The 12,838-nt window shown below is 71.1% G+C and carries 16 protein-coding genes; 7 read left to right on the top strand and 9 right to left on the bottom strand.

Annotated features, from left to right (window positions below):
• Positions 1-317: 317 nt before the first annotated feature.
• Complete coding sequence (locus AC07EQ_RS29640; RefSeq protein ID WP_478391156.1) at positions 318-956, top strand: HNH endonuclease family protein; 639 nt, start codon at positions 318-320, stop codon at positions 954-956.
• A 167-nt stretch (positions 957-1,123) separates the two neighbouring features.
• Positions 1,124-1,414, top strand: coding sequence for a hypothetical protein (locus tag AC07EQ_RS29635; protein WP_478391155.1), 291 nt, complete (start codon positions 1,124-1,126; stop codon positions 1,412-1,414).
• A gap of 3 nt (positions 1,415-1,417) precedes the next feature.
• Here AC07EQ_RS29635 and AC07EQ_RS29630 read toward each other — a convergent pair whose 3' ends face one another.
• The 4 genes from AC07EQ_RS29630 to AC07EQ_RS29615 all read right to left on the bottom strand — a co-directional run bounded on the left by AC07EQ_RS29630 (position 1,418) and on the right by AC07EQ_RS29615 (position 4,829).
• The gene (locus AC07EQ_RS29630) at positions 1,418-2,521 is read right to left on the bottom strand and encodes an FUSC family protein (protein WP_478391154.1); all 1,104 of its coding nucleotides are present in this window, start codon (positions 2,519-2,521) and stop codon (positions 1,418-1,420) included.
• Between the two features lie 223 nt (positions 2,522-2,744).
• Entirely contained in the window at positions 2,745-3,155 is a 411-nt protein-coding gene (locus tag AC07EQ_RS29625) for a DUF3151 domain-containing protein (protein ID WP_478391153.1), read from the bottom strand.
• 113 nt (positions 3,156-3,268) lie between these two features.
• Entirely contained in the window at positions 3,269-4,303 is a 1,035-nt protein-coding gene (fbaA, locus tag AC07EQ_RS29620) for a class II fructose-bisphosphate aldolase (RefSeq protein WP_478391152.1), read from the bottom strand.
• Between the two features lie 247 nt (positions 4,304-4,550).
• Positions 4,551-4,829 carry a YciI family protein gene (locus tag AC07EQ_RS29615; protein ID WP_478391151.1) on the bottom strand — a complete coding sequence of 93 codons (279 nt, stop codon included), beginning with the start codon at positions 4,827-4,829 and terminating at the stop codon, positions 4,551-4,553.
• Between the two features lie 93 nt (positions 4,830-4,922).
• Between AC07EQ_RS29615 and AC07EQ_RS29610 the strand changes: the two genes are divergently transcribed.
• The 5 genes from AC07EQ_RS29610 to AC07EQ_RS29590 all read left to right on the top strand — a co-directional run bounded on the left by AC07EQ_RS29610 (position 4,923) and on the right by AC07EQ_RS29590 (position 8,866).
• On the top strand, positions 4,923-5,495 hold the full coding sequence (locus tag AC07EQ_RS29610) for a SigE family RNA polymerase sigma factor (protein ID WP_478391150.1): 573 nt from the start codon (positions 4,923-4,925) through the stop codon (positions 5,493-5,495).
• An 87-nt stretch (positions 5,496-5,582) separates the two neighbouring features.
• Positions 5,583-6,506, top strand: coding sequence for an ROK family protein (locus AC07EQ_RS29605; RefSeq protein WP_478391149.1), 924 nt, complete (start codon positions 5,583-5,585; stop codon positions 6,504-6,506).
• A complete protein-coding gene (gene nagA / locus AC07EQ_RS29600; protein WP_478391148.1) occupies positions 6,503-7,651 on the top strand; it encodes an N-acetylglucosamine-6-phosphate deacetylase in 1,149 nt (382 codons plus the stop codon). The genes AC07EQ_RS29605 and nagA overlap by 4 nt, the downstream gene beginning before the upstream one ends.
• A gap of 219 nt (positions 7,652-7,870) precedes the next feature.
• On the top strand, positions 7,871-8,074 hold the full coding sequence (locus tag AC07EQ_RS29595) for a hypothetical protein (RefSeq protein ID WP_478391147.1): 204 nt from the start codon (positions 7,871-7,873) through the stop codon (positions 8,072-8,074).
• Between the two features lie 102 nt (positions 8,075-8,176).
• Positions 8,177-8,866, top strand: coding sequence for a DedA family protein (locus AC07EQ_RS29590; RefSeq protein ID WP_478391146.1), 690 nt, complete (start codon positions 8,177-8,179; stop codon positions 8,864-8,866).
• A gap of 64 nt (positions 8,867-8,930) precedes the next feature.
• Here the strand turns inward: AC07EQ_RS29590 and AC07EQ_RS29585 are convergent, their stop codons facing one another.
• The 5 genes from AC07EQ_RS29585 to AC07EQ_RS29565 all read right to left on the bottom strand — a co-directional run bounded on the left by AC07EQ_RS29585 (position 8,931) and on the right by AC07EQ_RS29565 (position 12,614).
• On the bottom strand, positions 8,931-9,614 hold the full coding sequence (locus tag AC07EQ_RS29585; RefSeq protein ID WP_478391145.1) for a DUF899 domain-containing protein: 684 nt from the start codon (positions 9,612-9,614) through the stop codon (positions 8,931-8,933).
• An 87-nt stretch (positions 9,615-9,701) separates the two neighbouring features.
• The gene (locus AC07EQ_RS29580; protein WP_478391144.1) at positions 9,702-10,346 is read right to left on the bottom strand and encodes a TrmH family RNA methyltransferase; all 645 of its coding nucleotides are present in this window, start codon (positions 10,344-10,346) and stop codon (positions 9,702-9,704) included.
• The gene (pyrE, locus tag AC07EQ_RS29575) at positions 10,343-10,891 is read right to left on the bottom strand and encodes an orotate phosphoribosyltransferase (protein ID WP_478391143.1); all 549 of its coding nucleotides are present in this window, start codon (positions 10,889-10,891) and stop codon (positions 10,343-10,345) included. Before pyrE ends, AC07EQ_RS29580 begins: the two co-directional genes overlap by 4 nt.
• Positions 10,892-11,003: 112 nt before the next feature.
• The gene (locus AC07EQ_RS29570; protein ID WP_478391142.1) at positions 11,004-11,777 is read right to left on the bottom strand and encodes an SDR family NAD(P)-dependent oxidoreductase; all 774 of its coding nucleotides are present in this window, start codon (positions 11,775-11,777) and stop codon (positions 11,004-11,006) included.
• 108 nt (positions 11,778-11,885) lie between these two features.
• A complete protein-coding gene (locus AC07EQ_RS29565) occupies positions 11,886-12,614 on the bottom strand; it encodes a type III secretion system chaperone family protein (protein WP_478391141.1) in 729 nt (242 codons plus the stop codon).
• Positions 12,615-12,838 lie beyond the last annotated feature (224 nt).

The raw sequence follows: 12,838 nt of genomic DNA, 5'->3' as shown, positions 1-12,838 counted from the left end.
CTTTCCGGACATAAGGGGCATTTCAATTTTGCCTAAAATTGAGATTCCGCGACTCACCGCACCCTGAACTGCGACGACGCGCCGGAGGAGCGTGCTCCGGCAGGCAGGAGTCTCGTCGGAGCCGGCGCTGTCGGGAGCGGTGGCGGCGGTTTCCGCGACTTGCGGGTTCGAGCGGTGCGAAATTCACCAGTAAGTGGCACGATCGGTGGCGATTTCACGCCAAGTCACCCGTTCGCCACCCTCCGGCATTGTCCCGGCCAACTGCGTGGGCAATGGTCAGCACGGACATCGGCGAGACGCCCATGCGGAGGGAAGCCATGACAGGCCACCGATCGTTGCGCGCCACCCTGACCGCCCTACCCCTGGCTGGAATCCTCGGCCTCGCGCTGGCCGTGCCCGCCGGGGCCGAGCCGCCCGGCATCCCGGACCCTGCGACGGCGAAGTCCGAGCTCACGAAGCTGACCGTCGCCCCCGAGGGCTCGATGGACGGCTACAGCCGGGAGAAGTTCCCGCACTGGATCGAGGGCCCGGACAGCTGCAACACCCGCGAGGCGGTGCTCAAGCGCGACGGCAAGGACGTCGAGACCGGCTCGGACTGCTACCCGACCTCCGGCAGCTGGCTCAGCCCGTACGACGGCGAGACCTGGACCCAGCCGTCCGATCTGGACATCGACCACATCGTGCCGCTGGCCGCCGCGTGGCGCTCCGGCGCGGCGGAGTGGACCCAGGACCAGCGCCAGGCGTTCGCCAACGACCTGGAGGGACCGCAGCTGATCGCGGTCACCGACAACGTCAACCAGACGAAGGGCGACCAGACGCCGGACGAGTGGATGCCGCCGCTGGCCGGTTACCACTGCACGTACGCGTCGATGTGGGTCGGCACCAAGCACAAGTACGGCCTGACCGTCACCGACGCGGAGAAGTCGGCGCTGCAGAAGGCCCTCGACGGCTGCTGATCCGCCCGCGGTGCTCCGTGCGGGAGCGGAGCACCGTCCTTGCGCGCCGTTTTCGCGCGAAACCGGCGCGCCCCACGCGTGCCCGCCGCCGTTTTCGCGCGAAAACGGCGGCCGCCCGCCCGGCTCTCGGCAGGACATACTGGGGCAGCCGCGAGGAGGGCCGTTCCATGTCAGACCACGTAGAGCCGGATCGCTCGACCGCACCGGAGCCTGCGGTGCGGCGCTCCGAGGTGACCGCGCCGCCGGGTGGGGTGATGACCGACGAGGTCGGGGTCATCACCGGCGACCTGGAGCTGGCCACCGAATGCGCCGACGGCGACGTCACGGTGTGGGTGCGCTACGCGGGCGCAGCGGAGTGGTACCGGCTCTCGGCGGCCGACTGCCACCTCCACGACCCGCGCGATCACGAAGCCCTGCACAACGCCCTGATCGCGGTCCTGAACCGCCCCGCGGGCTGACGCTCAGCCTGACTTCTCCTCCGGGTGCAGGGGCGGCAGGGCGGCGATCGCCTCGGTCCGGCTGAGGCCGGTGGCCTGCAGGAGGTCCACCGCGATCGAGCGGACCTGCAGCACCACCACCTGCATCGAGAAGTCCCCCTCGCCGAGGAGTTCCACTGTGGACTTCTTGGCGACGGATCTGGCCGCCGCGCGGGTCTGCAGCGGATCGACGCCGCTGGCCAGCTCGTCGCGCAGCAGCACCACGGCGCCCGCCAGCTCCTCCAGGAGCCCCGGTAGCGGGCGCGGCACCGGCTCGCCGTCCCGGAGCGCGGCGAGCGCCCGGCGCGCGAGCACGCGCGTGTTGCGCAGCGCACGGTCGATCGGCGTCGCCGCGGTCTCGTAGCGCTCCAGGTCGCCGCGCCGCCGCCACCGGATGGGCGCGAACCGCGCGATCTCCTGCCCGGCCTCCAGCGCCGCGCGGAGCTCCTCCACGTCATGTTGGCTCTTGCGCGCCTTCGCCAGCACGTCGGCGGCGAGCTCGATGTCCTGCCGCGCCACCGCGTTCCCGACGCCGCGGAGCGCGTCGGCGAGGGCACCGAGCACGAGCCGCCCGTTGCGGTGCGCCACGGCGAGCGGGTTGGCGGGCAGCAGCGCGGCGACGATGAAGCCGACCAGCCCGCCGATCGCGGCGTCGAGCATCCGCGTCAGCCCGCCGGCGGTGGCCGGCGGCAGCAGCGTCGCGACCAGCACCGACGACGACGCGGCCTGCAACACGATCACGACGCCGCTGTCCAGCAGCACTGCGGTGCTCATGGCCAGCGCGACGACCAGCGCGATCTGCCAGCTCCCCGTACCGATGAACGAGATCAGGATGTCGCCGACCCCGACGCCGATGCTGACGCCGACGACGAGTTCCAGGGCGCGCCGCATCCGCTGGCCCAGCGAGACGCCGAGCGAGATGACCGCGGCGATCGGCGCGAAGAACGGCGCCGGGTGGCCGAACACGTGGTGGGCCAGGAACCACGCGAGACCGGCCGCGATCGCGCACTGGGCGATGGGAACTCCGGTGCGCATGAGGCGGCGCAAGCGGCGGACGAGTTCCTCGCGCAGTCGGTGCACGCTCCACATTGTCCGACAGATCGCGGCGCAATCCGAGTGCCGCCGAAGTGATCCTCGCTCGATCTGCGCGCCCCGGTCGCGCAGACCGCCTCCGGGACGCCCCGGCAGGTGTTTCCGCTGGCAACGGGGCCGTGAGTCTTTCGGGCGGCTATGGCAGCCCGAAAGACTCACGGCCCCGTGCTCACCGGCACATGCCAGCGGACATGTCTTGGCTGCCGGTCGCGCCTGCGGCTCAGGCCAGGCCGGTAGCGTCCAGGGAAGCCGGGTCGCTGTCGGCGAGCAGCTGGCGGCAGCGGTCGAACTCGTCGGCCTCGCCGATCGCCCTCGCGGCCTTCGCCAGCGCCGCGATCGAGCGGAGCACGCCCTGGTTCGGGGCGTGCCGCCACGGCACCGGGCCGAAGCCCTTCCAGCCGGCCTTGCGCAGCGCGTCCAGGCCGCGGTGGTAGCCGGTGCGGGCGTAGGCGTAGGCGGCGATGGTCTCGTCGGCGTCGAGCGCGGCCTCCGCGAGCGTGGCCCACGCGGCGCTGAAGGTGGGGTGGTGCGCAGCGACCTCGGCCGGGTCGGTGCCGGCGGCCAGCTCGCCCTGCGCGGCCTCGTTCTCCGGCAGCAGGGTCTCCGGCGGTTCCAACAGGTTCCTCGTCATGCCCCAATCCTTCCAGGTACGACGACGGCCCGTCCGCCACCAGGCGAACGGGCCGTCGTAGTCGCAAGGGATGCCGACTTCTCACGAAATCGCGCGCCCTCCGGGTGAAGAGATCAGCCGGCCAGCATGCGGCCCGCGGACTTCAGGTTCTCGCATGCGTGGGCGACGCGGGCCGCCATCGCCTGCTCGGCGACCTTCAGGTAGCTGCGCGGGTCGTAGGCCTTCTTGTTGCCGACCTCGCCGTCGATCTTCAGCACGCCGTCGTAGTTCTTGAACATGTGGTCCGCGACGGGCCGGGTGAAGGCGTACTGGGTGTCGGTGTCGATGTTCATCTTCACCACGCCGTAGGAGACCGCCTCGTGGATCTCCTCCAGCAGCGAGCCGGAGCCGCCGTGGAAGACCAGGTCGAACGGCTTCGAGCCGGCCGGCAGGCCGAGCTTCTCCGTCACCACGTCCTGACCCTGCTTGAGGATCTCCGGGCGCAGCTTGACGTTGCCCGGCTTGTAGACGCCGTGCACGTTGCCGAACGTGGCGGCCAGCAGGTAGCGGCCCTTCTCGCCGCTGCCGAGGGCGTCCACGGTCTTCTCGTAGTCGCCGGGCGCGGTGTAGAGCTTCTCGTTGATGTCGTTGGCGACGCCGTCCTCCTCGCCGCCGACGACGCCGACCTCCAGCTCCAGGATGATCTTGGCCTTGGCGGTGGCGGCCAGCAGTTCCTGGGCGATCTCCAGGTTCTCGTCCAGGTCGATGGCCGAGCCGTCCCACATGTGCGACTGGAACAGCGGGTTCTCGCCGCGGTCGACCCGCTCCTGGCTGATCTGGATCAGCGGCCGGACGAAGCCGTCCAGCTTGTCCTTCGGGCAGTGGTCGGTGTGCAGCGCGATGTTCACCGGGTACTTCGCGGCCACCACGTGCGCGAACTCGGCCAGCGCCGTCGCGCCGGTGACCATGTCCTTGACCTTGGTGCCGGAGGCGAACTCGGCGCCACCGGTCGAGAACTGGATGATGCCGTCACTCTCGGCCTCGGCGAACCCGCGCAGCGCCGCGTTGAGCGTCTCCGACGAGGTCACGTTGATGGCCGGGTAGGCGAATTCGCCCGCCTTCGCCCGGTCCAGCATCTCCGCGTAGACCTCGGGGGTCGCGATGGGCATCGGTCGTCCTCCTCGGGGGTGGAGTTTGGTCTTGGTGACGGGAAGTCGCGCAGCATCCTACGAGCTCATACCCGTTGTCAGCGGGCCCGTTCGGCCCGGTGCCACACTTTCGCGTCACAGTGCCCCAGACGGGGCTGTCTTGGAAAGCCGGTGACAGGATTCAGAACGGGACGAATCCTGTGGACATCCTCACACGCTGCAGGTTCGGCGGCCAGGGAGCCCGCCGATTCGATCTTGGTGGCGGCGGTCAGGCCCAGGCGCCGGTGAGCAGGTTCCACTCGCGGACGGTGGTCTTGGCGATCACGCCGGCCTCCGTGTAGGGGTCCGCGGCGAGGACCCCGCCGAGCTCGTCGGCGTCGGCGGTCTCGTAGATCAGCTGGGCGCCGAGGTTGTCGGCGAACGGGCCGCCGGCCAGCAGCACGCCGCGCTCGGCGAGTCCGCGGCAGTACTCCCGGTGCGCGGGCCGCACCTCGAGGCGGCGCGCCTCGTCTTCGCCGTACACCAGCTCGACCACGAACTTGGCCATGTTCCCGACACCTCCGCTGCAGATCACCGATCGATATCGACGCTACCCGGTCGTGTTATCCGCGCCAGTGGCCAGCCGGTAGGTTGTTCGATCATGGCCGGTGATTCGCACAGCACCGAACGGAGCGTGGAGCAGACCCTCGGACACCTGCGCGCGCTGGACAGCGCGGCGGTGGACACCACGGCGCAACCGCTGACCCTGGAAGACCTGTACCGCCAACAGCGCATGCGGATGGTGCGGCTGGCGATCCTGCTGGTCGACGACCCGGCGACGGCCGAGGACGTGGTGCAGGAGGCGTTCACCGGGCTGTACCGGAACTGGGCCGGGCTGCGCGACGCGCGCGCCGCGATCGGGTACCTGCGCACCGCGGTCGTCAACGGCAGCCGCTCGGTGCTGCGGCGCCGCAAGACGGCCCGCGAGTACCAGCCGCCGCACCAAGCCGACGCCCGTTCGGCCGAATCGCTGGCGATGTTGACGGCCGAGCACCAGGCGGTCGTGGAGTCGCTGGGCAAGCTGCCGCGGCGGCAGCGCGAGGTGCTGGTGCTGCGGTACTACGGGAACCTCACGGAAGCGGAGATCGCCGAGGCCACGGGCGTTTCGAAGGGCACCGTGAAGTCGACCGCGAGCCGCGGCCTGGAGGCCCTGCAGAAGCTGATGGGCAACTGATCGACGGGGAAGTCCGCGAAATCCCAGTCGAACGACACACCGATTTGGTGTAGACCATTAGGTGGCTGGTAGCGGAGGATCGTCGGCGTGACCGCACACGCCATCGCCGTAGACGTCGGCGGTACCGACATGAAGGCCGCCCTGGTGGCCGTCGGCCGCGATACCGCCCGGCAGTTGCGCCATGCGCGCCGCCCGACCCCGCGCGGCTCGGACGGCGCAGCGACCGTCGACCTCGTGGTCGAAGCCGTTGCCGAGCTGGTGTCCGAACTGCGCTCCGGCGCGGACTCGGTGGACGCCGTCGGCGTCGTGATGCCCGGTGTGGTCGACGAGGCGCGCGGTGTCGGAGTGTTCTCCGCGAACCTCGGTTGGCGGGACGTGCCGCTGCGCGACCGGCTCGCCGCCCGCATCGACCTGCCACTGGCCTTCGGCCACGACGTCCGCGCCAGCGGGCTCGCCGAGGCACGCCTGGGCGCCGCCCGCGGCATGCGCGACGTGGTCGTGGTGCCGATCGGCACCGGGATCGCCGCGGCGCTGGTGCTCGACGGCCGGCTCTACTCCGGCAGCGGCTTCGCCGGCGAGATCGGGCACATCGACGTCGGGCACGGCGAGCCGTGCGGCTGCGGTAGCAACGGCTGCGTCGAGGCCATGGCGTCGTCGGCCGCGGTCGCCCGCCGCTACCGGGCGCGGACGGGTCGGGACGTCTCGGGCGCCGACGTCGCCGCCGCGGTGCGGACCGGCGATCCGGACGCCCAGGCGGTTTGGCAGGACGCGATCGACGCACTGGCCAGGGGGTTGCTGGTGCTCATGACGGTCGCAGCGCCCGAGTGCGTCGTGCTCGGCGGTGGGTTCGCGCAGGCCGGCGATTTGCTCGTCGACCCGCTGCGCGCCCGGTTGGACGGCATGCTGGCGGCATACCACCGCCGCCCCCACCTCAAATTGGCCGAGCTCGGTGACACCGCGGGCTGCCTCGGTGCGGCGCTGCTGGCGACGGAAGGGTTGAAAACAACGTGAACGCTCCCGAACTGATCCTCGCCGGTGGGCAGGTCGTCACCGCCGACGGAGTGCTGGACCGCGGTTGGGTCCGGGTCTCCGGCGGCCAGATCGCCGCGGTCGGCAGCGGCCCCGCGCCGGACGGTCCCGCCGTCGACCTGGCCGGCCGGTGGCTGGTGCCCGGCTTCGTGGACATCCACTGCCACGGCGGTGGCGGCGGCTCCTTCACCGGCATCGAGCTCGACCAGTCGCACGCCGCGATCAACACCCACCGCGTGCACGGCACGACGACGATGCTGGCCAGCCTCGTGTCGGCGCCGCTGCCCGACCTCGCCAAGCAGATCAGCGCGCTCAGCGAACTGGTCGTCGACGGCGCGCTGGCGGGCATCCACCTGGAAGGGCCGTTCCTGTCGGCGGCGCGCTGCGGCGCGCACGACCCGGCGATCCTCCGCCCGCCGGAGGCCGCGGCCGTCCAGCAACTGCTGGACGCGGGGCGGGGCGCGGTCCGGATGATCACGCTGGCGCCGGAGCTGCCGGAGTCGTCGAGCGCCATCCGGCGGCTGGTCGACCAGGGCGTGATCGCCGCCGTCGGGCACACCGACGCCGTGCTGGACCAGGTGGTGCCTGCGGTGGAGGCGGGCGCGACGGTCGCCACGCACCTGTTCAACGCGATGCGCCCGCTGCACCACCGGGAGCCGGGCCCGATCGGCGTCCTGCTGGAGGACGAGCGGGTGACCGTCGAGCTCATCTGCGACCTGGTGCACCTGCACCCGGCGGTGGTGAAGCTGGCCGCCTCGCACGCGGGCACCGGGCGGACCGTGCTGGTCACCGACGCGATCAGCGCGACCGAAGCGGGCGATGGCACCTACGAGCTGGGCAAGCTGCCGGTCACGGTGACCGACGGCGAGCCGCGGCTCGCGGACGGCTCGCTGGCGGGCAGCACGCTGACCATGGACGTGGCGTTCCGGAACCTGGTCCGCAGCTGCGGCCTGACGGTGCCGGCGGCGGTGGCGGCGTCCTCGACGAAGCCGGCGCAGCTGCTCGGCCTCGGCGACCGGATCGGCGAGATCCGCCAGGGTCTCGCGGCGGACCTGGTCGTGCTGAACGCCGACCTGAAGCTGGACGCGGTCATGAAGGACGGCACCTGGGTAACCGACCCGAGCTGAGCACCGCGCCGAGGGTCGGTCCGCAATTTCAATGGAAATCGAAGGTCCGATTTCCATTGAAATTGCGGAAGTTGTCCACAGCTGGCCGAAGTTGTCCACAGGGGTTCGGTGTGTCGTGACGTGACACGCCGACAGTGCGCAACTTCCGTTGAAATTGCGGACGGCCCGGCGAAGTCCCAGCTCCGTCGCTCCGCCGGGCCCCTCGCTTACGCTCGGGGGGTGACCCGACCCGACCCAGCACACCTCCTGTCGGCGGCGCTGCGCGCCCAGGCCGGGGGTAGCCCCGGCACGGCTCCGCAGCCTCCGCCCGCTCCGCCGCGCAAGCGCCTCCCGGTGGTCGGCGTGCTGTTGTTCGCGCTGATCGTCGGGCTCCTGGCCGGATCCATCGCCGCAGCGCTCACGCTGTTCCCCGTGGCGATCTGAGCCGATACACACTTCCGGGTGATCATGGGATTGCCCAGCGTGTTCGGCGGGCTTGCTCGCCCGGGGGTTGGCGCGGGGGCGGTCACGGTACCGTTGGCAAGCGTGACGACCGAATTGCCCGCGATTGTCGACGCCGCCGCGAACACTCCCGCGCTCGCCCTGCTGCCGGACTGGCTCGATCCGGAGCACATCATCCAGTCGATGGGGCCGTTCGCCCTGATCGGCGTTTGCCTGATCATCTTCGCCGAGTGCGGCCTGCTCATCGGGTTCTTCTTGCCCGGTGACTCCCTGCTGTTCGTGACGGGCCTGTTCGTCGCCACCGGCGCGATCGACACCCCGATCTGGCTGGTGTGCGCGCTGCTGGCGGTGTGCGCGTTCGTGGGCAACGTGACCGGGTATTGGATCGGCCGCAAGGTCGGGCCGTCGATGTTCAGCAAGCCCGACTCGAAGCTGTTCAAGAAGGAGCACGTGGACAAGACCCACGAGTTCTTCGAGAAGTACGGGGCGCGCGCGATCATCCTGGCCCGGTTCGTGCCGATCGTGCGGACCTTCATCACCGCCGTCGCGGGCGTCGCGCAGATGGACCAGAAGAAGTTCTTCAGCTACTCCGCGGTCGGCGGCATCGCGTGGACCGTCAGCATGACGGTGCTCGGCTTCTTCCTCGGCAACATCCCGTGGATCAGGAACAACCTCGAAGCGATGGCCATCCTGATCGTGCTGGTCTCGGTCGTCCCGATCATCATCGAATACCTGAAGAGCCGCCGCGAGAAGGCCCGCGGCGCCGCGAGCTGACGAGTCGCCACCTTCGCGCGGATCCGGTTCTCCGGATCCGCGCGAACTGCTTTTGCGGGCCGGATCAGGCCTCGCCGTAGCGCGCGGCGATGTCCTCGGAGCTGGCCCACCGGCTGTAGGTGGGCTCCTGCGGCCAGCCCTCGGGCGAGTCCTGCCACTCCTCCCGCCGCCCGTACGGCAGCAGGTCGATCAGCGCGAAGGTGTAGCTGAGCTGCTCGGTCCCGCGGCCGTTGGTGTGCCAGGTGCGGTAGACGGTGTCGCCGTCGCGCAGGAACACGTTGACGGCGAAGCCTCCGTCGGGCGGCGCGCCGACGTCGGAGCCGAACGAGCTGTTCGCCGTGGAGTACCAGGCCATCTTGTTCCCGACCCGCCGCTTGTAGGCGAGCGCCTCGTCGATCGGGCCCTGGGTGACGACGACGAACCGGGCGTCGTAGTTGCGCAGGAACTCCAGCCGGGTGAACTGCGCGGTGAACCCGGTGCAGCCCGAGCACTGCCATTCCTTGCCGGCGAACCACATGTGGTTGTAGACGATCAGCTGCGACGCGCCGTCGAAGACGTCCGCCAGCCGGACCGGCCCCTCCTCGCCTTCGAGGGTGTAGTCGGGCATCTCGACCATCGGCATGCGGCGGCGCTGCGCGGCGATCGCGTCGAGCTCCCGGGTCGCGGCCTTCTCCCGGGCGCGCAGCTCGTCGAGCCGGCGCTGCCAGGTTTCGGCGTCGACGACGGGCGGTAGGACGTTGGTGGTCATGAGTTCCCCCCAACCGGTCAGGGTCTGCTCGCGGTACACCGGAACAGACCCCGCCAGGCCGGAGAACTCATCGGTGAGCGCCGCTGATCACCAGGCGTCGGCGAGATCGGCGTGCTGCTCGACCCAGGTGTGCATCACGACGCCCGCCGCGACCCCGGCGTTGATCGAGCGGGTCGACCCGAACTGCGCGATCGACACCACCAGGTCCGCGCCGAGTCGCGAGTCCTCCCGCAGGCCGGGGCCCTCCTGGCCGAACAGCAGCACGCAGCGGCGGGGCAACGCCGTCCGCTCGATCGGCACCGCGCCCGCGGTGTTGTCCACCGCCACCAGCGCCAGGTCGTGCTCGGTCGCGTAGCCGCGCAGCGACTCCAGGTCCGGGTGGTGGTGGATGTGCTGGTACCGGTCGGTGACCATCGCGCCGCGCCGGTTCCACCGCCGCCGGCCCACGATGTGCACGGCCTTCGCGGCGAAGGCGTTGGCGGTGCGCACCACCGTGCCGATGTTGTGGTCGTGCTGGAAGTTCTCGATGGCCACGTGGAAGTCATGTCGCCGCAGGTCCAGGTCGGCGACGATCGCCTCGCGCCGCCAGTACCGGTAGTGGTCCACGACGTTGCGCCGGTCACCGTGCTCCAGCAGCTCCGGGTCGTAGCGCTCGTCCGCCGGCCACGGGCCCGGCCAGGGCCCGACGCCGACGGTGGTGCCCCACTCGGTGGGACCGAGCTCCTCGCTCACGCCAACCCGAGGTCGGCCAGGCCCAGCAGCGAGCGGTACGGCAGCCCGGCCGCCTCGATGGCCTCGCGCGCGCCGGTGTCGCGGTCGACCACGGTGGCCACGCCGACGATCTCGGCGTCGGCCGCGCGCAGCGCCTCGACGGCGGTGAGGACGCTGCCGCCGGTGGTGGAGGTGTCCTCGACGGCGAGCACCCGGCGCCCGGTGACGCTGGGGCCCTCGATCAGCCGCTGCATGCCGTGCGTCTTGGTGCTCTTGCGGACGACGAAGGAGTCCAGCCCGGGGCCTTCGGCGTGCATCATCGCGGTGGCGACGGGGTCCGCGCCGAGGGTGAGGCCGCCGACGGCGACGTAGTCCCAGTCGGCGGTGAGCTGGCGCAGCAGCGTGCCGATCAGCGGCGCCGCCTGGTGGTGCAGCGTCGCTCGGCGGAGATCGACGTAGTAGTCGGCTTCCTTGCCGGAGGAGAGGGTGACCCGACCGTGCACGACGGCGAGCTCCCGGACCAGGCGGGCGAGCTCGGTGCGCTGCTGTTCATCCACTTTGACCACGAGTTTTCAGCATACCGGCCGGGTACCGGGCCACTTCCGCGACGGGGTCCGTGAGCGTTTCGGAGCGCTATTGCACCCCAAAAGCGCTCACGGCCCGACGCCCTTCGAATGCTCAGGTGCGGCCCGGGACGGTGCGCTTCACGATCATCCGCTGGAGCTTCTGCGGCACCAGCCGGCCGATGGCGACCAGCGCCTTGTACTGCACGCCCGGCACCGACACGCTCTTGCCCTGGCGCAGGTCGGCCAGCGCCGCGTGCACCACCTGGTCGGCCTGCAGCCAGAACGCCCTGGGCAGGCGGCCCATCTCCAGCCCGGCCCGCTGGTGGAACTCGGTCTGCGTGAAGCCCGGGCACAGCGCCATGACCCGCACCCCGGTGCCGGTCAGCGACACCGACAGGCCCTCGGAGAAGGCGGTCACGTAGGCCTTGGTCGCCCCGTAGGTGGAGCCGGCGACCGGGAAGAAGCCGGCGACGCTGGACACGTTGATCACGTCGCCCTGGCCGCGCTCCCGCATCCCGCGCACCGCAGCGTGGGTCAGCGCCAGCACGGCGGCGACGTTGACGTCCAGCTGCCGCTGCAGCTCGGCGGCGGTGGTGTCCCAGAACGCCCCGGCCGTGCCGAACCCGGCGTTGTTGACCAGCAGGTCGACCGGCCGGTCGGGGTCGGCGAGGCGCCGCTCGACCTCGGCGCGCTGCTCGGGGTCGGCGAGGTCCGCCGGGAGCACCTCGACCCGGACGCCGTGCCGGGCCTGCAGGCGATCGGCGAGTTCGGCGAGCCGTCCGGCGTCGCGGGCCACCAGGACCATGTCGTGGCCCTCGGCGGCGAGTCGGCGGGAGAAGGCGCGCCCGATGCCCGCGGTGGCGCCGGTGACGAGTGCGGTAGCCATGGCCCGAACCTACCGAAGAGTTCGCCCGCCGCGACCACCCGCCGGGGTCCCCGCAATTTCCATTGAAATCGAACCTTCGATTTCAATGGAAATTGCGGACTCCCGAGGTCAGCGCGAGCGTTCCGACGGCTCCGGCTCGGCGTCGACGAGCTCGTCGTCCTCCACCGCGGCGTCGGCGCCGTCGCCCTCGTTCGGGTCGGTGTCGAAGGGGTCGATCAGGTCCGCGAGTTCGCCGAGGTCGCGCAGCAGCCGCTCCAGGCGCGCCGGGTCGGCGTCGTCGGGGTGCAGCGCCGCGAGCACCCAGTCGTTCTCCAGCCACACCACCGTGACGTCGTGGCCGATCTCCTCGGTGGCGTCCACCAGGTCCGGCGTCACCAGCGGCCGGGCCGCCGCCACCTCGGTGACGAACGCGTACCGCGAGCCGACCGGGCCGAGCAGGTCCAGCGCGGAGTCCTGCGGCACCGGGACGTCGGGCAGCCACAGCTCGATGGTGGCCGGGGCGGACCGGCGGCAGCGGATGGCGGCCAGCACCGCGGCCGCCTTGCCGTTGACGTCGAGGTCGAGGACGTACACCTGGCGCCGCCCGTCGGCGGTGAACGTGGACCCGGCCACCACGTCGGTGGCCGTCACTCCGCCGAACTGGGCCAGCACGCCGCGCTCCCACCTGGTCGGCAGGACCTGGTCCACCTCGGCGAACTGCCAGCCGCGCAGCGCGGCCCAACGGCGTCGCTCGCGGTTGTTCGACGCGCGCTGGGATCGGTCGGCGATCAGCAGCACGACGCCCGCACCGATGGCGACGACGGCGATGACGAACCAGAGCCACGCAGGTATGCCCACACAGCGCAGGGTAGTCCGATCATCGCCGAACACGAAGATCACCTGGGCATCCGGTGCGGAACCGCTCCATCGGCTGATATTGACCTGGGAAAACACGTCACGGAAAGGTGGGGGGGGGGGGGGGGGGGGCGGAGGCAACCCCCCCCCAAGGGGTTTGGCCCCCGACGGCTTGGCCAACCCATCCCAGGACCCCCCCACGGCCGCGAAGGCGTCTGGATCTCCCC

It is taken from the genome of Saccharopolyspora sp. NPDC045839 (assembly GCF_056431645.1).
This window is presented reverse-complemented; position numbering and strand designations above follow the sequence as displayed.